General features: G+C 36.5%; 18 protein-coding genes, 2 tRNA genes and 1 other annotated feature. Of the genes, 19 read left to right on the top strand and 1 reads right to left on the bottom strand.

The window, feature by feature from the left end; translation table 11 throughout:
* The first annotated feature begins 204 nt into the window (after nt 1-204).
* The 10 genes from hutH to ACSULM_RS04050 all read left to right on the top strand — a co-directional run bounded on the left by hutH (nt 205) and on the right by ACSULM_RS04050 (nt 12620).
* Nucleotides 205-1713 (top strand): histidine ammonia-lyase, encoded by a 1509-nt coding sequence (hutH, locus tag ACSULM_RS04095; RefSeq protein WP_436860777.1) that lies wholly within the window; start codon nt 205-207, stop codon nt 1711-1713.
* 66 nt (nt 1714-1779) lie between these two features.
* Nucleotides 1780-1973: a binding site (T-box leader), on the top strand.
* A gap of 66 nt (nt 1974-2039) precedes the next feature.
* Complete coding sequence (serS, locus tag ACSULM_RS04090; RefSeq protein ID WP_436860776.1) at nt 2040-3323, top strand: serine--tRNA ligase; 1284 nt, start codon at nt 2040-2042, stop codon at nt 3321-3323.
* A 313-nt stretch (nt 3324-3636) separates the two neighbouring features.
* Entirely contained in the window at nt 3637-4338 is a 702-nt protein-coding gene (locus ACSULM_RS04085) for an AzlC family ABC transporter permease (RefSeq protein WP_436860775.1), read from the top strand.
* A complete protein-coding gene (locus ACSULM_RS04080) occupies nt 4335-4664 on the top strand; it encodes an AzlD domain-containing protein (RefSeq protein WP_436860774.1) in 330 nt (109 codons plus the stop codon). Before ACSULM_RS04085 ends, ACSULM_RS04080 begins: the two co-directional genes overlap by 4 nt.
* 385 nt (nt 4665-5049) lie before the next feature.
* Nucleotides 5050-6018, top strand: a complete 969-nt coding sequence (metX, locus tag ACSULM_RS04075) for a homoserine O-acetyltransferase MetX (protein WP_436860773.1) — start codon at nt 5050-5052, stop codon at nt 6016-6018.
* A 243-nt stretch (nt 6019-6261) separates the two neighbouring features.
* On the top strand, nt 6262-7188 hold the full coding sequence (locus ACSULM_RS04070) for a YybS family protein (protein WP_436860928.1): 927 nt from the start codon (nt 6262-6264) through the stop codon (nt 7186-7188).
* Nucleotides 7189-7202: 14 nt separating this feature from the next.
* Nucleotides 7203-9170, top strand: coding sequence for a DHH family phosphoesterase (locus ACSULM_RS04065; protein ID WP_436855478.1), 1968 nt, complete (start codon nt 7203-7205; stop codon nt 9168-9170).
* Nucleotides 9167-9613: a 50S ribosomal protein L9 gene (rplI, locus tag ACSULM_RS04060; RefSeq protein ID WP_436855477.1), complete on the top strand. Its 447-nt coding sequence runs from the start codon at nt 9167-9169 to the stop codon at nt 9611-9613. Before ACSULM_RS04065 ends, rplI begins: the two co-directional genes overlap by 4 nt.
* Nucleotides 9614-9643: 30 nt before the next feature.
* A complete protein-coding gene (gene dnaB, locus ACSULM_RS04055) occupies nt 9644-11044 on the top strand; it encodes a replicative DNA helicase (RefSeq protein WP_069995337.1) in 1401 nt (466 codons plus the stop codon).
* A gap of 292 nt (nt 11045-11336) precedes the next feature.
* Complete coding sequence (locus ACSULM_RS04050; RefSeq protein ID WP_436860772.1) at nt 11337-12620, top strand: adenylosuccinate synthase; 1284 nt, start codon at nt 11337-11339, stop codon at nt 12618-12620.
* A gap of 97 nt (nt 12621-12717) precedes the next feature.
* Here the strand turns inward: ACSULM_RS04050 and ACSULM_RS04045 are convergent, their stop codons facing one another.
* Nucleotides 12718-13926, bottom strand: a complete 1209-nt coding sequence (locus tag ACSULM_RS04045) for a macrolide family glycosyltransferase (RefSeq protein ID WP_436860770.1) — start codon at nt 13924-13926, stop codon at nt 12718-12720.
* 297 nt (nt 13927-14223) lie between these two features.
* On the opposite strand from ACSULM_RS04045, the gene ACSULM_RS04040 reads away from it, so the two are divergent.
* From ACSULM_RS04040 to ACSULM_RS04000, 9 genes are all read left to right on the top strand, one after another.
* Nucleotides 14224-14298: transfer RNA gene (locus ACSULM_RS04040), tRNA-Glu, on the top strand.
* Between the two features lie 5 nt (nt 14299-14303).
* Nucleotides 14304-14376, top strand: a tRNA-Asp gene (locus ACSULM_RS04035).
* A 140-nt stretch (nt 14377-14516) separates the two neighbouring features.
* Nucleotides 14517-14972, top strand: a complete 456-nt coding sequence (locus ACSULM_RS04030) for a MarR family winged helix-turn-helix transcriptional regulator (protein WP_436860768.1) — start codon at nt 14517-14519, stop codon at nt 14970-14972.
* A gap of 494 nt (nt 14973-15466) precedes the next feature.
* Entirely contained in the window at nt 15467-16873 is a 1407-nt protein-coding gene (locus ACSULM_RS04025; protein ID WP_436860767.1) for a DHA2 family efflux MFS transporter permease subunit, read from the top strand.
* Between the two features lie 316 nt (nt 16874-17189).
* The gene (yycF, locus tag ACSULM_RS04020; protein WP_069995334.1) at nt 17190-17891 is read left to right on the top strand and encodes a response regulator YycF; all 702 of its coding nucleotides are present in this window, start codon (nt 17190-17192) and stop codon (nt 17889-17891) included.
* A 12-nt stretch (nt 17892-17903) separates the two neighbouring features.
* Nucleotides 17904-19736: a cell wall metabolism sensor histidine kinase WalK gene (walK, locus tag ACSULM_RS04015; protein ID WP_436860766.1), complete on the top strand. Its 1833-nt coding sequence runs from the start codon at nt 17904-17906 to the stop codon at nt 19734-19736.
* Nucleotides 19726-21066 carry a YycH family regulatory protein gene (locus ACSULM_RS04010; RefSeq protein ID WP_436860765.1) on the top strand — a complete coding sequence of 447 codons (1341 nt, stop codon included), beginning with the start codon at nt 19726-19728 and terminating at the stop codon, nt 21064-21066. Before walK ends, ACSULM_RS04010 begins: the two co-directional genes overlap by 11 nt.
* Entirely contained in the window at nt 21067-21849 is a 783-nt protein-coding gene (locus ACSULM_RS04005) for a two-component system regulatory protein YycI (RefSeq protein ID WP_436855468.1), read from the top strand. It begins immediately after the preceding gene.
* Nucleotides 21850-22285: 436 nt separating this feature from the next.
* Complete coding sequence (locus ACSULM_RS04000) at nt 22286-23086, top strand: MBL fold metallo-hydrolase (protein WP_436860764.1); 801 nt, start codon at nt 22286-22288, stop codon at nt 23084-23086.
* The last annotated feature ends 135 nt before the right edge of the window (nt 23087-23221 follow it).

The raw sequence follows: 23221 nt of genomic DNA, 5'->3' as shown, positions 1-23221 counted from the left end.
TTATACCTGGTTTGGAGATTAGTCAATAGGTAAACGTGTTAATAAAATGTTAATTTTGGAAAACTTGTTTTGCATACAGCTTTATCCCATTAAATCAGTAATTTAATACCATATTACGGATGTTGTAGAAGCTATTGTTCAATTAAAATTGTAAGCGTATACTCAAATTAATTGCAGTTAATTAACAAGCAGGGAGATGGGAATATGACATTACAACTTAACGGCGAAAAGCTCACAATTAATCAAATTAAGCAATTTCTAAATGAAGAGGATCAGGTCGAAGTTACAGCAGATGCACTTGAACGTGTCAAAAAGAGTCGTCAAACAGTCGAACAAATTATTAAGAACAAAGAAACGGTTTATGGCATTACTACTGGTTTCGGATTATTTAGTGATGTACGCATAGATGAAGGTGAATATAATCAACTGCAAGTTAACTTAATCCGTTCACATGCATGTGGTGTGGGACGACCATTTTCAGAAGAAGTAGCGTTAATCATGATGGTCTTACGATTAAACACCTTACTTAAAGGCCACTCGGGTACAACGGTAGCGCTCGTTGAACAACTTGTTTACTATATCAATCAGCGTATAATTCCAGTTATTCCTCAGCAAGGTTCACTAGGTGCTTCAGGTGATTTAGCGCCACTTTCACATCTAGCATTAGCTTTAATTGGTGAAGGCAATGTATTCTACAAAGGTGAAGAAGTAGACAGTCGGTATGTTTTAAATCAATTAAATAGAGAAGCATTGCAACTTCAAGCGAAAGAAGGACTGGCATTAATTAACTTCACGCAGGCGATGACTGCCCAGGGTGTAATTAACTACATTGAAGCAGAGAGCTTAGGGTATCAAGCAGAATGGATTGCTTCACTAACACATCAGGCATTGAATGGTATCACGGATGCATATAATGAAAAAGTTCATAAAGCGCGTAATTTTCAAGAGCAAATTGATGTTGCCGCTAGAATGCTAGACTGGCTTGAGGGTTCAGAATTAACCACAACACAAGGCGAAGTCCGTGTACAAGATGCCTATACGTTGCGCTGTATTCCACAAATCCATGGTGCTAGCTTCCAAGTATTTAACTATGTTAAGGAAAAATTAGAATTTGAAATGAACGCAGCCAATGATAATCCACTAATATTTGATGACGATGATGAAACGCTGGTTATTTCAGGTGGCAATTTCCATGGACAACCGATTGCGTTTGCACTAGATTTCTTAAAATTAGGTGTCAGTGAGTTAGCTAATGTATCTGAACGACGTCTAGAACGCTTGGTAAATCCACAGTTAAATAATGGTTTACCTGCATTTTTAAGTCCACAACCGGGTCTACAAAGTGGTGCAATGATCATGCAATATGCAGCTGCAAGTCTAGTTTCTGAAAATAAAACACTCGCCCATCCAGCTAGTGTCGATTCTATACCATCTTCAGCCAATCAAGAAGATCATGTATCGATGGGTACGATTGGAGCACGACACGGCTATCAAATGATTGAAAATGCGAGACGTGTGTTAGCCATTGAAACAATTATTGCCTTACAAGCAGTAGAGTATAAAGATATTGATAAATTATCGCCAAAAACATATGAAAAATATCAAGAACTTCGCCATATCGTACCGTCTATTACGGAAGATCGACAGTTTCATAAAGATATAGAAGCAGTGTCACAATATTTACGAGATATTGCTTATTTGGATGAAATATAATTGAGATAAATATAGTCACGCTTGAAATCAATCATGTTATTTGCTATATTTAAAATAACTTAATTAAGACATTGTTCGTGGGATAAGTAGCGTTGTGTATCGATTTCAGAGAGCTTGTGGTTAGTGTGAACAAGTAATCATTACAATGTGAATCTACCTACTATATGAGAACAATCGGCGATAACCGTTATTTTAGTGAGAGTGCAGTCTAAAATTTAGACTGTTAAATAGGGTGGCAACGCGTAGACCACGTCCCTTGTGCAGGGATGTGGTCTTTTTTGCGTTATTATCCAATATAAATATAACTATTTGAAAGGATGAATTACATGTTAGACATTAAATTATTCCGTAATGACCCAGAGTTCCTCAAAGAAAAAATAGCGAAGCGTGGTATGGATTCAAACGTTGTAGATGAAGTGTTAGAGCTAGATGAACAACGTCGTCAACTTATTAGTAAAGCTGAAGAAATGAAAGCAGAGCGTAATAAAGTAAGTGGTGAAATTGCTCAGAAGAAACGTAACAAAGAAGATGCAGACGATGCTATCGCAGCGATGCGTAGTCTTGGTGATGAAATTAAAGTATTGGATGACACATTAAATCAAGTGGATGTGTCACTAAATGATAAATTATCTCGTATTCCAAATATTATCCATGAAGATGTACCTGAAGGTGCTACAGATGAAGATAATGTTGAAGTAAAACGTTGGGGTACACCAAGAACATTTGAATTTGAAGATAAAGCCCATTGGGATATCGTTGAAGATCTTAAAATGGTTGATTTTGAACGTGCAGCGAAAGTATCTGGTGCAAGATTTGTATTCTTAACTGGTGAAGGCGCACAATTAGAAAGAGCATTAATGAACTATATGATTACCAAACACACGACACAACATGGCTATACTGAAATGATGGTACCCCAGTTAGTCAATGCGGATTCAATGTATGGTACAGGGCAATTACCTAAATTTGAAGAAGACTTATTCAAAGTTGAAAAAGAAGGTTTATACACAATTCCTACAGCGGAAGTACCTTTAACAAATTATTACCGTAATGAAATTATCGCACCTGATGTCTTACCAGCGAAATTCACTGCACAATCAGCGTGTTATCGTAGTGAAGCGGGGTCAGCCGGTCGTGATACGAGAGGTCTTATCCGTTTACACCAATTCGATAAAGTAGAGATGGTACGTATCGAAAAGCCTGAAGATTCTTGGCAAGCGCTTGAAGATATGACTGAACATGCAGAAGCGATATTAGAAGAGCTTGGTTTACCATATCGCCGTGTTATTTTATGTACAGGAGATATTGGTTTTGGTTCAAGTAAAACGTATGATTTAGAAGTTTGGTTACCAAGCTACAATGATTACAAAGAAATTAGTTCTTGTTCAAATATTACTGATTTCCAAGCACGTCGTTCAAATATTCGCTTTAAACGTGATAAAAATGCAAAACCAGAACTTGCCCATACATTAAACGGTAGTGGTTTAGCAGTAGGTCGTACATTTGCTGCTATCGTTGAGAATTATCAAAATGAAGATGGTTCAGTAACAATCCCAGAAGCATTAGTTCCATTTATGGGTGGAAAAAAAGTTATTCGTCCAACTAAATAAAAACTAAAATGCTGTATTAACAACGCGTAGAGACATACAACTCTACGCGTTTTTTTATATCTTGGGGGAGGGTAGGGGAGGTGTAAATCCATGGATATTAGTATCAATTGATGTTTAAAAAAATTAAAAAATTAGGGGTAGTCTAAATTAAAGTTGAAAAATTCTGAAACTTAGAAACATTGGTATATAAGTGAATTTAAACTTCCGTTAGTCTAACATCAGACAAACGTTTGTCTAACTATATTGCTTATTTTGTACGACTTATATTAGAATTAATCTACTATTTTATTAAAGGTACAGGAAGGGTGGGCATATGGAAAATGAGGCACATGTGACTTTTAAACAAGGCGTCAAAGCGTGTATTCCCACGTTATTAGGATACGCAGGTGTTGGTTTATCATTTGGAATTGTTGCCGTTGCCTCGGGCTTTAGCTTATTAGAAATCATCTTATTATGTTTGCTCGTGTATGCAGGTGCAGCACAATTTATTATTTGTGCACTTGTCATTGCGGGAACACCTATTTCTGCAATTGTACTTACTGCTTTTATAGTGAATTCGAGAATGTTTCTTTTAAGTATGACACTGGCGCCGAGTTATAAGTCTTATGGTTTACTAAACAGGATAGGATTAGCAACGCTTGTGACAGATGAAACTTTTGGAGTTGCTGTAACACCTCACTTAAAAGGGGAAAAGATAAATGATCGTTGGTTGCACGGATTAAATATAACAGCATATTTATTCTGGACATTTGCCTGTATTTTAGGAGCGATTTTCGGAAAATATATACATAACCCAGATGCTTTAGGATTAGATTTTGCAATTACTGCAATGTTTATTTTTCTTGCAATTTCGCAGTTTGAATCAATTAAGCGTTCGAAGTTTAAAATATATGTCGTGCTTATCACTTGTGTCATCGTAATGATGTTACTACTGAGTTTGTTTATGCCATCTTATTTGGCGATTATTATAGCATCGACATTGACGGCGGTACTTGGGGTGGTGATGGAGCAATGACAACAACAATGCATATGCTGACGATTATAATTTTATGTGGAATTGTAACGTGGTTGACGCGTATTATACCGTTTGTGATGATTTCTAAAGTGCAATTATCGGAACGTGTTATCAAGTGGCTATCATTTATTCCAATTACGCTTTTTACAGCATTAATCATTGATGGCATCATTATTCAAGAAGAGGGTATGATGGGGTATCGTATTAATATTCCATTTTTAATTACCATGCTACCGACTATTGTCATTGCTGTGATATCACGCAGTCTAACAGTGACGATTATAAGCGGTATTATCATTATGGCGGTACTAAGATGGTTCTTTTAAAGAATGGCATTGATGAAATTGAATGTATCCGTTAGAATGAAAATAATTAGAAAATTAAGATATTTCAGACTTTTATGTATGACTAGTTCAGTATTTTAGGGCATGTGTGCATAGTTGAACAAGTCATTTTATATCAATAAAACTAAATCTTATTCCGAGAAACTAAGAGATTTGGCTAATGATGTTTCAGCAATCGACTTGAAAACCATAGTGTTAATACCAACGATATACTTGAAGGATGAGCATTTATAGTGACTGAGGCAAAATAGATGTACTAGATATGTTTTCAATGCTAGTCATCCTCGTCGGGGTGGGGCAACGAAATCTCTATTATAAAAATAGATTTCTGTCCTACTCTCTTTTTAATTAAGCTAGGAGGGGAAGTATGACAAATTACACGGTGGATACTTTGGAATTGGGACCATTCACGACAGAATCGGGCGAACATATTTCCAATTTGAAATTAAGATATGAACACGTAGGTTTAAAAGGGCAACCATTGGTCGTCGTATGTCACGCTTTAACAGGCAATCATTTAACTTATGGCACAGATGAAGAGCCAGGTTGGTGGCGAGAGATTATTGACGGTGGTTATATGCCGATACATGATTATCAGTTTTTAACATTTAATGTCATCGGTAGCCCTTATGGTTCAAGTTCGACACTAAATGATAAAGACTTCCCTAAAACACTAACATTAAGAGATATTGTGCATGCTATAGAATTAGGCATTGAAACGCTTGGTTTTGAACGGATTCATATTCTTATCGGGGGATCACTTGGTGGCATGCAAACATTAGAACTCTTATATAATCGAAAATTTGAGGTTGATAAGGCAGTTATTCTTGCTGCTACAGATAAGACATCCTCATACAGTCGAGCTTTTAATGAAATTGCAAGACAAGCGATTCAATTAGATTACAATGAAGGCATGAGTATCGCGAGACAGTTAGGTTTTTTAACTTATCGGTCGTCTAAAAGTTATGATAAACGTTTTTCACCTGACCAAGTCGTCGCTTATCAGAAACATCAGGGTGATAAATTTATGAAGTATTTTGATGCGTCATGTTATTTAACACTGCTGGATGTCTTAGATAGTCACGATATAGATAGAGGTCGTGATGATGTAGATGACGTATTTAAAAGTTTAGATACGAAAGTCATGACGTTAGGATTTACTGATGACTTACTATATCCAGATGACCTTGTACGTGCTGTAGGTAGAAGGTTTAAATATCATAAACATTTCTTTGTGCCAGATAATGTGGGGCATGATGGTTTCTTGCTTAATTTTAATGATTGGGCACCTAATTTATATCATTTTTTAAAAGTTTATAAGACTAAGCGCAAATAAACAACAGTAGAATTATTGTAAGGATGATTGCTTGATAAAGCTGACTCATAATTTTGAGTTTAGGCAATAAGTAATTGTCCTATTTATTTTGAAAAATGAGATGCTTTTAAAGCATTTAATTAAATAGTTACTTTGTGAAGCGATTGCTCAGAAATATTGAAATTGAAGTTTTATGAGAATGGTTGCCAATAATTGTATAAAAGTTTTAAAGAGGTTAAAATAGAAGATATAGTCAAAAATAGTATAGGAGTGGCGAATTTGTTTTCTAAAATATCTCCTAAAGCAACTGTGCTTAGTATCATTACGCTAATCGTAGTCGCTTTAGCATTACATATATTACCACCGCTCGGATTGATATTGGGCGTATTTGCGACAATTCCTGGCATTATCTTATGGCATAAGTCTATGGAATCATTCGCAGTGACAGCAGTCGCGACAGTTGTATTAACAACGTTATTGGGTAATATATTTGTATTAAGTATGATGGTCCTCATACTATTAGTAAGTTTTGTAGTAGGCCAATTATTAAAAGAACGTACTTCAAAAGAACGTATTCTGTATATCACAACTACATATGTGAGTATGGTGTCATTAATTGCATTTATGGGATTGCAAACATTTGATAAAATTCCAAGTTCTGCAACTTTAATGAAACCAATTAAAGATCAAATGCATGAAGTTATATCTGGCGCAGCAGTCGGCAATGATTATAAGCAAATGCTTGAAGAAGGTTTCCGCCAAATATCAGTGCAGCTACCAAGTTATGTGGTAATTACAGTATTTCTACTTATATTAATCAATTTAATTGTTACTTTCCCAATTCTACGTAAATTTAAAATTGCTACGCCAATATTTAAACCACTATACGCATGGCAAATGAGTCGTTCGTTATTATGGATGTATATTATTGTATTATTCTGCGTTATGTTTACGAGTCAACCGAGTACTTTTCAAAGTATCGTTTTAAATTTCGAAATTATGTTATCATTGTGTATGTATATTCAGGGGTTAAGTGTGATTCACTTTTTCGGAAAGGCAAAATCAATGCCACTCGCGCTTACCGTGTTATTAATGGTGATAGGGACAATATTAATGCCATTGACACATATTGTAAGTCTCCTGGGTGTGATAGATTTATGTTTTAACTTAAAAAACATCATTAAAAAATGATTTGAGGTGGAAAAATGAACCGTCAATCCACTAAAAAAGCGTTGATTTTACCATTTATTATTATGGCGCTTACAGCAATTGCACTTGTAGTAGTTTGGTTTGTTTTTAACCAGCTCGTAGCAGGCATCGCAACAATTGTGTTAGTGATTATTATTATAGGGACAGCTTTTATGGTAAGGCAAGCTTTACAGAAATTAGACAGCTATGTTGATAATTTAAGTGGGCATATCTCTCAAGGTAGCAATATTGCAATTAAAAATCTGCCAATTGGGATGATTATCCTCGATGAAAATGAAAACATAGAGTGGATGAACAAATTTATGTCGGAACGATTAAATCGCAATGTGATTTCCGATCCGGTAAACGAAGTATATCCTAACATCTTAAAACAATTAGAAAAAACACAAGAAATAGAAATACAAGAAAATGAATACTATTATCGCGTACGTTATTCAGAAAAAGAACACGTACTCTATTTCTTCGATATTACTGAAGAAATACATACAAACGAATTGTATGAATCATCAAAACCGATTATTGCCACGTTATTCTTAGATAACTACGATGAAATTACGCAAAACATGAATGACACGCAAAAATCTGAAATTAATTCAATGGTGACGCGTGTTATCAGTAGATGGGCAAGCGAACATAACATTTACTTTAAACGTTATAGTTCCGACCAATTTGTAGCGTATTTAAATCAAAATATTTTAAATGAAATTGAAGCAACAAACTTTAGTATTCTAAGTCAACTTCGTGAGAAAAGTGTAGGTTATCGCGCACAGTTAACATTGAGTATTGGTGTGGGTGAAGGTTCTGAAAATCTCATCGATCTTGGTGAACTATCACAATCTGGACTCGATTTAGCACTCGGCCGTGGTGGCGACCAAGTTGCGATTAAACATATGAACGGTAATGTACGTTTCTACGGTGGTAAGACTGACCCGATGGAAAAACGTACACGTGTAAGAGCACGTGTTATCTCTCATGCGCTTAAAGATATTTTAATGGAAGGCGACAAAGTCATTATTATGGGTCATAAACGCCCAGACTTGGATGCGATTGGCGCAGCGATTGGTGTGTCTCGCTTTGCCATGATGAACAACTTAGACGCATATATCGTCCTAAATGACTCTGATATCGATCCGACACTACGTCGTGTTATGGATGCCGTTAATGAAAAGCCTGAGCTGAAAGAACGCTTTATCACGTCAGATGAAGCATGGGATATTATGACATCTAAGACAACACTTGTCGTTGTAGATACGCATAAACCGGAAATGGTTATCGATGAAAATATTTTAAATAAAGCAAATCGTAAAGTGGTGATTGATCACCATAGACGTGGAGAAAGTTTCATTTCGAGTCCTTTACTCGTGTATATGGAACCATACGCAAGCTCTACTGCAGAGTTAGTGACAGAGCTATTGGAATACCAACCAACAGAACAACGTCTGACTCGATTAGAATCAACGGTAATGTTTGCGGGTATTATTGTCGATACACGTAATTTCACATTGCGTACAGGTTCAAGAACCTTTGATGCTGCAAGTTATTTACGTGCACACGGTGCAGATACGATATTGACCCAACATTTCTTAAAAGACGATCTTGATACGTATATCAATCGTACAGAATTGATTCAAACAGTGAAACTGCAAGGAAATGGTGTGGCGATTGCGCACGGTAAAGATGATAAAATTTACCATCCTGTTACAGTTGCACAAGCAGCGGATGAATTGTTAAGTTTAGATGGTGTAGAAGCTTCTTATGTCGTAGCAAGAAGAGAAGATAATGTGGTAGGTATGTCTGCCCGCTCACTTGGTGCAGTCAATGTACAATTAACGATGGAAGCACTTGGTGGCGGTGGTCATTTAACGAATGCAGCCACACAATTAAAAGGCGTCACAGTCGATGAAGCAATCGAACAATTACAACAAGCTATAACAGAACAAATGAGTAGGAGTGAAAATGCATGAAAGTAATATTCACACAAGATGTTAAAGGTAAAGGTAAAAAAGGCGAAGTGAAAGACGTGCCAGTAGGTTACGCAAATAACTTCCTATTGAAGAAAAACATGGCAGTTGAAGCAACGCCAGGTAATTTAAAACAATTAGAACAAAAAAATAAAGCGATTGAAGCAGAACGTCAACAAGAAATTGAAGATGCTAAAAAATTAAAAGCACAATTAAGCGAAATTGAAGTTGAAGTATCTGCGAAAACAGGTGAAGGCGGTAAATTGTTTGGTTCAGTAAGTACAAAACAAATCACACAAGCGTTACAAGACCAACACAACATTAAAATCGATAAACGTAAAATGGACTTACCAAACGGTATCCATGCATTAGGTTATACGAATGTACCAGTCAAATTGGACAAAGAAGTTGAAGGCACGATTCGTGTGCACACAGTGGAACAATAATAACGGATTGAGATATGAGGTGTAATCACAATGGATGGAATGTATGAACAAAATCAAATGCCACACAGTAACGAGGCTGAACAGTCTGTCTTAGGTGCCATTATCATAGATCCAGAATTAATTAACACTACTCAGGAAGTATTACTTCCTGAGTCATTTTATAGAGGTGCACATCAACACATCTTTAGAGCAATGATGAACCTCAATGAAGACAATAAAGATATTGATGTCGTTACTATTATGGATCAGCTATCTCAGGAAGGTCGCTTGAATGAAGCAGGTGGTCCACAATATCTTGCAGAGTTATCAAGTAATGTACCAACGACAAGAAATATTCAGTATTATACAGAGATTGTCTTTAAGCACGCGACCAAACGTAAATTAATTCAAACTGCTGATAGTATTGCGAACGACGGCTATAATGATGAACTAGAGCTTGACACAATACTTAATGATGCTGAACGTCGCATATTAGAACTATCGTCGTCACGAGAAAGTGATGGATTTAAAGATATTCGTGACGTCCTCGGTGAAGTATATGAAAATGCAGAATTATTAGATCAAAATAGTGGTCAAACACCAGGTATACCAACAGGTTATCGTGATTTGGACCAGATGACAGCGGGTTTCAATCGTAATGACTTAATCATTTTAGCAGCACGTCCTTCAGTAGGTAAGACTGCCTTCGCACTTAATATTGCGCAGAAGGTAGCGACACATGAAGATCATTTTTCAGTAGGTATCTTCTCACTTGAGATGGGTGCAGATCAGTTGGCCACACGTATGATTTGTAGTTCTGGAAACGTCGATTCAAACCGTTTAAGAACAGGTACAATGACTGAAGAAGACTGGAATCGCTTTACCATTGCAGTCGGGAAATTATCACGAACAAAGATATTCATTGATGATACACCTGGTATTCGTATTACAGATATCCGTTCAAAATGCCGTCGTTTAAAACAAGAACACGGCTTAGATATGGTAGTGATTGACTATTTACAATTAATTTCAGGAAGCGGTTCTCGATTTTCAGATAATAGACAACAAGAAGTATCTGAAATTTCGCGTACGTTAAAAGCGATTGCCAGAGAACTTGAATGTCCGGTTATCGCACTGAGTCAGTTGTCTCGTGGTGTTGAGCAACGTCAAGATAAGCGTCCGATGATGAGTGATATTCGTGAGTCTGGTTCTATCGAGCAAGATGCTGATATCGTTGCATTCTTGTACCGTGACGATTACTACAATCGTGGTGAAGACGAAGATGATGATGACGATTCAAACTATGAACCACAAACAAACGATGATAATGGTGAAATAGAAATCATTATCGCGAAGCAACGTAACGGACCAACAGGTACCGTGAAGTTACACTTTATGAAGCAATATAATAAATTCACAGATATTGATTATGCACATGCCGATTTTGGTTAAGAAAAAAATATTTTTATGATTATTTCCGTACAATTTTCGTTATATACGTTTTATTGTACGGTTTTTGTTTGTGTTTGGAGATGTATAATATTTGTAAGTATGTGTCATTTTATATATAAAAAGTAGTTGAAAAGCATGGTGTTATTGACTTAACAATGTATTGAGCGTCAATTTAAATTTTTGCCGTTTTTTGAAAATGGCTTAAAATCAATGTTCGATTTTTGGTTTGCAATATGGTTTGGGTATTGGTAAAATACGTAATGGTTAATCGAGAAAACTTGGAGGTGCTCATATGTCATCAATAGTAGTCGTTGGGACACAATGGGGAGACGAAGGTAAAGGTAAAATTACAGATTTCTTAGCAGAACAAGCAGACGTTATTGCACGTTTTTCAGGCGGTAACAATGCAGGCCACACAATTAAATTTGGTGGAGAAACGTATAAATTGCACTTAGTACCATCTGGTATTTTCTATAAAGAAAAATTAGCAGTGATTGGTAATGGTGTCGTTGTCGATCCAGTAGCACTATTAAAAGAATTAGACGCTTTAAATGAACGCGGTATTTCTACAGATAACTTACGTATTTCAAACCGTGCGCAAGTGATCTTACCATATCACATCAAGCAAGATGAATATGAAGAAGAGCGCCGTGGAGATAATAAAATCGGTACTACTAAAAAAGGTATCGGCCCAGCTTATGTAGATAAAGCACAACGTATCGGTATCCGTGTAGCTGATTTATTAGATAAAGAAACATTTGAAAAATTATTAAAAGATAATATTGAATATAAAGGTGCATACTTCCAAGGTATGTTTGGAAAAGAGTGCCCAACATTTGATGAGATTTTTGAAACGTATTACGCTGCAGGGCAACGTTTAGCGCCATTTGTAACAGACACTGCTAAAGTATTAGACGATGCATTTGTTGCAGAAGAAAAAGTATTATTTGAAGGTGCACAAGGTGTAATGTTAGATATTGACCACGGTACATACCCATTTGTTACATCTAGTAACCCAGTCGCTGGTAACGTGACTGTTGGTGGTGGCGTTGGTCCAACATTCGTTTCTAAAGTTATCGGTGTATGTAAAGCTTATACATCACGTGTTGGTGATGGTCCATTCCCAACTGAATTATTCGATGATGATGGTCACCACATTCGTGAAGTAGGCCGTGAATATGGTACAACAACAGGTCGTCCGCGTCGTGTTGGTTGGTTTGACTCAGTAGTCTTACGTCACTCTCGTCGTGCAAGTGGTATCACAGATTTATCTATCAACTCAATTGATGTGTTAACAGGTCTTAAAGAAGTTAAAATCTGTACAGCATATGAATTAGATGGTGAAGAAATCACTGAATACCCAGCAAACTTGAATGACTTGCAACGTTGTAAGCCAATCTTTGAAACATTACCTGGTTGGACTGAAGACGTAACATCTTGTCGTTCATTAGAAGAATTACCTAATAACGCACGTAGATATTTAGAACGTATTTCTGAATTATGTGATGTTGAAATTTCAATATTCTCAGTTGGTCCAGACCGTAATCAAACAAACTTATTAAAATCATTATGGTAAACCATTAAATAGATATTAAAAAATACCTTGTAGACGTCAGTAACAATGATCTTGTTGCTTGTTTACAAGGTATTTTTGTATTTTTAGATTTAGTTTTTTAGTGTAGATGTTTATCACGAAAAGCTAATATTTGATCCACAGCATAAATATAACCTGGGAAATCAAGTGACTGCTCATGTTTAACTTTTTCAATGTTTGCTTGGTAGTCTTCACTTTGTTGCAACATTTCAATTACTTTTGCTTTTAAAGCATTAGGTGTGATAGTGTCCGCGTCAACTTGTTGTCCTATTTTTAATTTTTCAATTTGTTGTGCAACAATCGGTTGATCCGCACTCTGTGGAAAAGCAAGCATAGGCACATTCATCAACATCGCTTCATTTGTACTGTTCATGCCAGCATGAGTCAGAAATAGAGATGTATACTGCAATAATTCTGTTTGTGGCACATAAGGTTTCAGTAACACATTTGATGGGATAGTGTTAAAGTCTGAAGGATCATTGACGTCGCCAATCGATACAACAATCGAAGCATCAATATCTGACAAAGCCGCAAAACATTTATTGAAGAAATCAATATTCTGATTAAACACGGTTCCCAGTGAAATATAAATGATTGGACGTGTCTGATCCATCTCATCCATAAAATTAGAAGGCTTAGGTGTTACGACTGAAGGTCCTGCAAAACAATAACGCTCAGAATCAAATTTCGAAGGATTGATTTGGAAACTTTTCATCACATAAGAAACATTGAAGTCACCTGGATTTGTCATTGTTTCATAGCGTGAGTCAACATCAATGTCATAACGTGATTTGATCTGCTGTTGTAAGTGGTGGAACGTTTGATTGGCCTCATCTAGTTCAGCAGTTGTAAGTTTTTGTGCTTGGTAATTGAGCACCGCTTCAAAGCTAGATTTGGTATGTGCGAACGTTGTGATAGATGAAATGGTAGGAATATTTAATTTTTGAGCGATTAAAGCACCACAACTAAACATTGAATCGTATATCAAATAATCATAATGTTCGTTTGCGATTTCCGATAAAATTTTTGGCAGAATGATATCCACAGTATTTAATAAACCGTTAATAACATGATACAAATTGCCAGAACCATATGCAGTAAAACGTGCGACAATTTCTTCAGCAGGAAGTGTGCGTACTTCGACGCCTGTATCTTCCAATTTATCTTGGTAGTAATCACTGGCATAATAAACGACTTCCTCGCCTCTTGCTACGAGCTCTCGACATACAGCAATTGTTGGATTGATATGTCCTGTAGAACCTAAGTTGATAAATAAGACCTTTGCCAATATAAATCCTCCTTAAACTAATACAATATATTTAGTTTATCAAAAAGAAGTGAAAACAAAAGCATCTTAAATCGTCATGAATTTCTTTAAAATTAAGAAGTGATTTAAAATTGTAGAGTTTCTATTAATATATGGAAAAATCAGGCACCTATAAGTAGTGTTATTATGGGATTTTTAAGATTTTAAGGTCGTATTTGCACTTTATACAATAAATATAGAAAATTATACTAATAAAATTAAAAAAATAGCTTGTCATCCCTGTTCAGAGTTGATATAATTTATCTTGTGCTTAAGACAGGCTCCTTGGTCAAGCGGTTAAGACACCGCCCTTTCACGGCGGTAACACGGGTTCGAGTCCCGTAGGAGTCACCATTTTAGGTCTCGTAGTGTAGCGGTTAACACGCCTGCCTGTCACGCAGGAGATCGCGGGTTCGATTCCCGTCGAGACCGTATAAATGCCCATCCAATAGGATGGGCATTTTTTTATGTATAATCATAGAATTTGATTTGAATTTAAACGAGAAAATCCGTAGTATAATGAGAGAAAAGATTAGTAATATGCTAAAGATGAGAGAAAGGTGTGTGTACATATGGATCAACATAAACAATCAGAAAATGTAGATTTGATCAACCTCATTAGTGATCGACATAATGAGCTTCGACAAAAAGTAGAATATATGACGGCACAACAACTACCTGAAATCTATTTTAGCAGTTCAGAATGGTATTTAATTACAATTATTCAGTATGGTAGTCCATCCTTAGCAGAACTAACACGTATCATCAATTTAACGCGCCAAGCGATTCATAAAGCAGTGAAGCAATTACAGGAGAAGACAATCGTTCAAATTGAAGCTGTACCTAATAATAAAAAAGAAAAGCGTGTTACTTTGACGCCACTCGGTATTACTTGCTATGAGCAATATATAGCAAATAAAGAACAATTAATTACCCATATTGGTGAGGTGATTGGTACGTCAGAATTAGCTAAATTGCAAGATTTATTACAACAAGATTGGCAATTACAATCATTTGATACAGAATAATGAGGAGCATTTTTAACAGGAATAGAAGCTGTCAGACATGCTCTTTCTTATTTATTTTAATTTAGTCAACTAGGTTGACAATAATCGCGAAATTTTGCTAAAGTAAATAGGTCAGTCTGATGAATACACAGATTATTTAAGAAGTTTTATGTTATGTGTGAAACAACCACTCAAGTACGATTATCTTGATTAGAAACGATGATGAATACTGATATGACATGACAAATTTTTCACCACCTTAATCATAGAACTTCTATTATAAATGTTATTCATAGCACGGTGAATAAAAGAATGGAAATATAGAATAAGTCATAATTTTTGTAGCGTATGTATATTCTAAATAAAAGTCAGAAACAACAGTCAGAAACAACAGTGCAAAATTCAAATAAGGTCAACTACTCAATCACGATTATTACCTTAATGTATTTGCAATTAGACAGTACATACGCACATGTATACTTATACTTCGTTTACCATAAAAAGGAGTATATCAAATGGCAACACTAGTTAACGTAAAAAATCCCAAAATGTACGCACTCGTCTTAATGATTGGTGGATTTATGGGACTCTTCAGTGAAACGGCACTCAATATGGCACTTACCGACATTATGGAAGACTTTCAAGTCCCTGCAGCGACAGTACAATGGTTAACGACAGGATATTTGCTCGTCATGGCTTGTCTTGTACCAGCTTCGTCATATCTCATTAAATGGTTTAGTACGAAATCACTCATTATTTTTGGAATCCTCTTATCTTTATTAGGCGTTGTTATTGGTGCTATGGCGCCCAATTTCGCTTTGCTATTACTTGGACGTATCATCCAGGCTTTAGGCACAGGTATCTTACTACCGATAATGGTTACCGTCTTAATGTTAATCTTCCCCATTGAAAAGCGTGGTGCCGTTATGGGTATCATGGGGCTTGTGATCACAGCAGGACCAGCATTAGGACCAACACTTTCAGGAATTATTATTTCTGCATCAAGCTGGCATTATATCTTTTGGATAAGCGCAGTCTTATATCTTATCGTATTAGTCATAGCCATTTCTAAAACGGAACACGTGGGTGATATATCCAAACCGAAAATTGATATTTTATCCATTTGCTTATCGACAATTGGATTTGCAGGATTAATCTTTGCATTAAGTTCAATGGCAGAGGCATCATTCACTGAGCCCATCGTCTGGCTACCTTTAGTCATTGGTGTGGTGACACTCGCACTATTTGTGATACGTCAATTCAAAATTGACTCACCGATGCTTAATTTGAATGTCTTTCGATATCCGATGTTCGTGCTTGGCGCGGCAATGGTATTTATTACTATCTTATGTATTTTATCGACAGGTATTTTACTGCCACTCTATTTAAAAGGGGCGTTACTTTTTAGCTCTGTGATCGCAGGATTAATTTTATTGCCAGGCAACGCAGTGAATTTAGTACTTTCGCCAATCATAGGGTCACTATTTGACCGCTTCGGTGCACGCTATTTCGGTATTATAGGCTACCTGTTGATGTTTATAGCGGCGCTCACGTTTGCATTAACGATTACTGCGCATACACCCGTTTGGCTGGTTATCTTACTATTTATGGTTCTATTCTTTGGAATAACTATGGTGATGATGCCTGCGCAAACGAATGCGTTAAACCAGTTACCACATGATTTATATGCAGACGGTTCAGCAACGATTACGACATTGATTCAAGTAGGTGGTTCAGCGGGGACAGCGATTGCCATTACAATCTATACAACTGCAATGAAATCATTTGGAGCAGCACATCCAAGTGCAAGTCAAGAAGTGGTATTAGCACACGGCGTCCAATTTACCTTCATCTTCATTACAATATTGACCGTGATTGGCTGGATACTTTCACTGTTTGTCAGAAAGACACCACAAGCTTAATTTTTTGAAAATGACACAGTTTTAAGGGTATGAATATACAGTAACGACTACGTTAAATTCTGTATGTTTACACCCTTATTTTTAGTTATAAGCAATAAACTCGAAGGAAGCTTGATAATTCTATAGACTGTATTTACATATGAATAGGCGGAAAATATCTATTTGTTCATAACAATGTTATAATTTTGCAATATACAATTTTAATTTTTTATTTAGAAAAATAGAATTAGACCGCTATAAATGGTAAATTATATTATAGGGAAATGCGTAGAATTTAATGTAAATGTACTACAATATAGAAATGAGGTTTATAAATATGGCTAGAAAAGTAGTTGTAGTCGATGATGAAAAACCAATTGCTGATATTTTAGAATTTAATTTGAAAAAAGAAGGCTACGAAGTATTCTGTGCCTACGACGGTAACGATGCAGTAGATTTAATCTACGATGAAGAACCAGATATAGTCTTATTAGATATTATGTTACCAGGTCGTGACGGTATGGAAGTCTGTCGTGAAGTCCGTAAAAAATACGAAATGCCGATTATCATGTTAACGGCAAAAGACTCAGAAATCGACAAAGTATTAGGTCTTGAACTTGGCGCAGACGACTACGTAACGAAACCATTCAGCACGCGGGAATTAATCGCACGTGTGAAAGCAAACTTACGTCGTCATTATTCACAGCCAGCACAAGAAGTGAACGATGCATCTAATGAAATATCAATTAAAGACATCGTCATCTATCCAGATGCATACTCTATTAAAAAACGTGGTTCAGATATCGAATTAACACACCGTGAATTCGAACTTTTCCATTACTTATCTAAACATATGGGTCAAGTAATGACACGTGAACATTTATTACAAACTGTTTGGGGTTATGACTATTTTGGTGATGTGCGTACTGTAGACGTAACAATTCGACGCTTACGTGAAAAAATTGAAGATGATCCATCGCATCCAGAGTATATCGTGACACGTCGTGGTGTTGGATACTTCCTCCAACAACATGATTAGAGGCACGTATTCATGAAATGGCTTAAACATTTTCAGTCCTTACACACGAAATTAGTTATTGTCTATGTCTTGCTCATTATCATCGGTATGCAAATTATCGGTTTATATTTTACAAATAGTCTTGAAAAAGAACTAACACAAACATTTAAAAATAATATTTCGCAATATGCGAAACAAATAGAAATAAATATAGAAAAAGTCTATGACGAAGATGATTCGGTCAATGCTCAAAAAGAAGTTCAGAACTTATTAAATGAGTATGCCAATAGACAAGAAATAGAAGAAATTCGTTTTATTGATAAAGATCAGATTATCATGGCTACCTCCAAGCAGTCTACGCGTAGTCTAATAAATCAAAAAGCGAATGATAGCTCTATCCAAAAAGCATTATCATTAGGTGAGATTAATAGTCACACCGTTTTAAAAGACTACGGTAATGGTAAACAACGTGTTTGGGTATACAACTTACCCGTAAAGACATCGAATGATGGAACTATCGGGGATGTCTACATCGAAGCGGATATCAATGACGTGTATAACCAACTTAGCAATATCAATCAAATCTTCATCGTTGGTACGGGTATCTCATTATTGATTACCGTAATTCTCGGTTTCTTTATTGCACGTACAATTACCAAGCCGATTACAGACATGCGTAACCAAACCGTCGAAATGTCTAAAGGGAACTATACACAACGTGTGAAGATTTATGGCAATGACGAGATTGGCGAACTGGCACTGGCCTTTAATAACCTATCTAAACGTGTACAAGAAGCACAAGCCAATACCGAAAGTGAGAAGCGGCGTCTAGACTCCATTATCACACATATGAGTGACGGTATCATTGCCACTGACCGTCGTGGTCGTATCCGTATCGTCAACGATATGGCATTAACAATGATGGGCACAATGAAAGAAGACATTATCGGCGACTACATGCTCAATGTACTTAAACTAGAAGAAGACTTTTCATTGGACGAAATCCAAGAGAATAACGATAGTTTCTTGTTAGATATCAACGAGACAGAAGGCATTATTGCCCGCGTAAACTTTAGTACCATCGTGCAAGAAACAGGCTTCGTCACAGGTTACATTGCCGTACTACACGACGTTACTGAGCAACAACAAGTCGAGCGCGAACGTCGCGAATTCGTTGCCAACGTGTCACATGAATTGCGTACACCATTAACTTCAATGAACAGTTACATAGAAGCACTTGAAGGCGGCGCATGGAAAGATGGCGAATTAGCACCACAATTCCTATCCGTAACACGTGAAGAAACAGAACGTATGATTCGACTCGTCAATGACTTACTACAATTATCTAAAATGGATAATGAATCCGACCAAATTACCAAAGAAATTGTCGACTTTAATATGTTTGTAAACAAAATTATTAATCGACACGAAATGTCTGCCAAAGATACGACATTCATCCGTGAAATTCCACAACAAACGATTTTCACAGAAATTGATCCAGACAAGATGACACAAGTGTTCGACAACGTTATAACCAATGCGATGAAGTATTCTCGTGGTGATAAACGCGTCGAGTTTCACGTGAAACAGAATGCCTTATACAATCGTATGACCATTCGCGTCAAAGATAATGGTATTGGTATTCCGATTAATAAAGTAGATAAGATCTTTGATCGTTTCTATCGTGTCGATAAAGCACGTACACGTAAAATGGGCGGTACAGGACTTGGCCTAGCAATCTCTAAAGAAATTGTCGAAGCACATAATGGACGCATATGGGCAAACAGTGTTGAAGGACAAGGTACATCCATCTTTATCACGTTGCCATGTGAAGTCTTAGAAGATGGTGATTGGGATGCGGAGTAAAGAGCTAATCAAATCCATTATCCTCGGTCTCCTAGTCCTAATGAGCGTCGTCTTAACCTATATGACGTGGAACTTTTCACCAGATTTGGCCAATATCGATAATCAAGAGAGTAGCAGCAAAGCTTCAGAAGCCAATGTGATTGGTAAGCCATTAAACGAAGGCATGGGTAAAGTTGTTACACCATATCAAATTGTTCACTCTGAAGGTGAAGATACAGAAGGTATGGAAGCGACGAAACATAATGTTGAAACAACACTTGAGCCGTTAAAAGACCACCGTGTTATTCGTTCAGAACAAATGCACAGTAATCACAATTTAATTATTCCAGACTTAACCGATGAATTCCTTGTGCTCGACTTCACCTATGATATGCCGTTAGCGACATATTTAGGGCAAGCACTTAATATCGATGCTAAAGTGCCGAATAACTTTAAATTCGATAGACTCATCGTCGACAACAATAAAGACGGTAACGTGAAACTTTACGCGATTAGTAAAGATAGACACAACGTAGTCCGCATGACAACGTCTGCCAAACTAACTAAATTTAAAAATGTTATGAAGCAACAACAAAAAAGCATGCAACCATATACAGAAATCATTACCAACAAAGATACGATTGATAGAGCGACACACATTTTTGCGCCGAAATCACCTAAAGGTATGAAATCATATCATACGATTTACAACCGCATCAGTGTCGACACAATGAATTCAATCCTGTTCAATGACTCTGTCGTTGTGCGCAGTACGAAGAGCGGTACCGCAACTTATAACAATAATACAGGTGTAGCGAATTATAATGATGATAGTGAAAAATATCGTTATACAAATCTGTCAGAAGATGAAAATCGGTCAACCAATATGCAAGACAGTATTCCAAGTACCTTTGATTATATTAATAATCACGGCGGCTTTACGGATGATTTTAGACTATTTAATGTTGATAACAAGAGCGGTGAACTCACATATCAATTATTCTTAAATGGTCGTCCAACTTTTAATGAAGAAGATCTCAATAACATCAAAGTTTCATGGGGCGATAAAGGCGTCTTCAGTTATGCACGTGCATTGTTGAAAGCGAATGTGACGATTGACAGTGGTGAAGACGAAACGAAATTACCTGGTGCTGAAACCGTTCGTTCAGAACTCGCCAACAATCCAGAGATTAATTTTGAAGAAGTGACCAATATGACTATTGGTTATAAAATGGAAAATCAACCAGATAAAAGCGATATAGAAATTCAACGCAACAGCGAATTTAAACCGCAATGGTATGTGCAATACAATGGTGAGTGGCGTGCATACAACGATGGGGGGCTAGAATAAATGAACTGGAAACGCGCAAAAACATTATTTATTTTCGTATTTATTCTAGTAAATTTAAGTTTAGTCATTATCTACATTGATAAAGTGAACAAATCACACATCAATGATAGTGAAGATGAAAATGCTGTGAATTTTAAACAAGAAGAAATTAAAATTCCAGACAACCTCCCAAGCGTGAGAGATTTGAAAATGCAATTATTGACTGCCAGATCTTATGATTTCTCATCTTATGCAAAGTCACATTCTGAGGTCTCGAGTGAAGACTCCGGTGCCACAGCAAAAGGAGATATCTCAAGTCCCGTCGATGTCAGCAATGATCAATACACAGATTTGAAATCATACGTGAAAGACAACGTCTATAAAGGCAAAGATTATGAAATGAGCAATATCAATAACAACAAAGTGACGTTTGAACAAACATACAACGAATATCCAATTATGAATAATAATAAAGCTAGATTGGAATTTAGTATTAATGGTGATGGCAAAGCGTCGAGCTATAAACAGACGGCCATGAGATCCATTGCACCGTCTGATGGCGCTAATAACGATAAGAAACAAGTGAATTCAGCTAGAAGTGCCATAGAGGCCTTGTATTATAATCGTTACTTGAAGCGGAACGACGAAGTCACGAATGCTCGTCTCGGCTACTATACCGTTGTTAAAGAGCCTAACGTACAAGTATTAGAAGCCAATTGGGAAATTAAAGTGAAACACGCAGACAAGATTAAGACATATTACGTTGAAGCTGTTTCAGATAGCCCGAAAATTATTGCAGAATAACGTGAAATATTAGCACACCTTCAAGTTGAGGGTGTGCTTTTTTGTGAGGGTGTGGTCGTAGTTGATAGGTTGGTATTGGATTCGGGTTCAGACAAATTATGTATTTTGGGAAAATGATTCTAGTAAAATTAAACATTATGCACGTAAGTCAGAGCCAAAGTATGTTAAAATTAAATACTGTTAATAGGCGTTGGATAAAATTAAAAAATGACGCGCTAACGTATGAAAGCCTTGAGTGACTATTGTTGTATAGTTGTGGTTAAGAAGTGCCTAATTTTCGAAAAGTGGCATTACTACAAGAATGATATTGCGGCAATTGATACGAATCAAGGGCTTTTATAGTACATAAATTAGACGGAGGGCATGTTGACGGCACATAAACCGTAGTCTGACCCCAAATAAATTAAATTTAAACAGTGTTTATAGATTAGAAAGGGTGAATCGCTTGATACGAATGAGTGTATTAGCGAGTGGTAGTACAGGAAACGCCACTTATGTTGAAAGTGATAAAGGCAGTATCCTTGTCGACGCAGGTTTGACAGGAAAAAAAATGGAAGAACTATTTGGACAAATAGATAAACAAATACAAAACTTAAATGGTATCTTAGTGACACATGAACATTCAGATCATATTAAAGGACTTGGCGTCCTAGCACGTAAATACAAATTGCCAATTTATGCTAATGAGAAGACGTGGACAGCTATTGAAAAGAAAGACAGCAAGATTCCTATGGAACAGAAATTCATTTTTAACCCATATGAAACAAAATCAATTGCCGGTTTCGATATTGAATCATTTAACGTGTCTCACGATGCCATTGATCCACAATTTTACATTTTCCATAACAACTATAAGAAATTCACAATTTTAACCGATACAGGCTACGTCTCAGACCGCATGAAAGGTATGATTCAAGGCAGCGATGCATTTGTCTTTGAAAGCAACCACGATGTGGATATGTTGCGCATGTGCGGTTATCCATGGAAGACGAAACAACGTATATTAAGTGATATGGGCCACGTGTCAAACGAAGATGCTGGTCACGCCATGACAGACGTCATCACAGGTAGCACTAAACGCATTTATCTGTCACACTTATCGCAAGACAATAATATGAAAGATTTAGCACGCATGAGCGTTGGACAAGTGTTAAATGAGCACGATATTGATACAGAAAAAGAAGTATTGTTATGCGACACTCACAAAGCCAATGCAACCCCAATATATACGTTATAAGAGTCCTCGCCCCTGTATTTATTGAAGGGGTCAGGGCTTTTTAATATGATGAATTGTCAATTTAACTGCAACAGACTTACAGTGAAAATTTCATAAGGTGTACACCAATTAAGACACTTTCTTGGTCGATGATTT

The sequence above is a fragment of the Staphylococcus caeli genome (assembly GCF_051413795.1).
In the GTDB taxonomy this organism is placed as follows: domain Bacteria; phylum Bacillota; class Bacilli; order Staphylococcales; family Staphylococcaceae; genus Staphylococcus; species Staphylococcus caeli_A.
Note: the sequence above shows the minus strand (reverse complement) of the source record. Positions and strands in the feature narration are given on the sequence as shown.

Bases quoted from the DNA above. Each gene is read 5' to 3' on its own strand.
- hutH (WP_436860777.1), top strand. From the start codon at position 205: ATGACATTACAACTTAACGGCGAAAAGCTCACAATTAATCAAATTAAG.
- serS (WP_436860776.1), top strand. From the start codon at position 2,040: ATGTTAGACATTAAATTATTCCGTAATGACCCAGAGTTCCTCAAAGAA.
- ACSULM_RS04085 (WP_436860775.1), top strand. From the start codon at position 3,637: ATGGAAAATGAGGCACATGTGACTTTTAAACAAGGCGTCAAAGCGTGT.
- ACSULM_RS04080 (WP_436860774.1), top strand. From the start codon at position 4,335: ATGACAACAACAATGCATATGCTGACGATTATAATTTTATGTGGAATT.
- metX (WP_436860773.1), top strand. From the start codon at position 5,050: ATGACAAATTACACGGTGGATACTTTGGAATTGGGACCATTCACGACA.
- ACSULM_RS04065 (WP_436855478.1), top strand. From the start codon at position 7,203: ATGAACCGTCAATCCACTAAAAAAGCGTTGATTTTACCATTTATTATT.
- rplI (WP_436855477.1), top strand. From the start codon at position 9,167: ATGAAAGTAATATTCACACAAGATGTTAAAGGTAAAGGTAAAAAAGGC.
- dnaB (WP_069995337.1), top strand. From the start codon at position 9,644: ATGGATGGAATGTATGAACAAAATCAAATGCCACACAGTAACGAGGCT.
- ACSULM_RS04050 (WP_436860772.1), top strand. From the start codon at position 11,337: ATGTCATCAATAGTAGTCGTTGGGACACAATGGGGAGACGAAGGTAAA.
- ACSULM_RS04030 (WP_436860768.1), top strand. From the start codon at position 14,517: ATGGATCAACATAAACAATCAGAAAATGTAGATTTGATCAACCTCATT.
- ACSULM_RS04025 (WP_436860767.1), top strand. From the start codon at position 15,467: ATGGCAACACTAGTTAACGTAAAAAATCCCAAAATGTACGCACTCGTC.
- yycF (WP_069995334.1), top strand. From the start codon at position 17,190: ATGGCTAGAAAAGTAGTTGTAGTCGATGATGAAAAACCAATTGCTGAT.
- walK (WP_436860766.1), top strand. From the start codon at position 17,904: ATGAAATGGCTTAAACATTTTCAGTCCTTACACACGAAATTAGTTATT.
- ACSULM_RS04010 (WP_436860765.1), top strand. From the start codon at position 19,726: ATGCGGAGTAAAGAGCTAATCAAATCCATTATCCTCGGTCTCCTAGTC.
- ACSULM_RS04005 (WP_436855468.1), top strand. From the start codon at position 21,067: ATGAACTGGAAACGCGCAAAAACATTATTTATTTTCGTATTTATTCTA.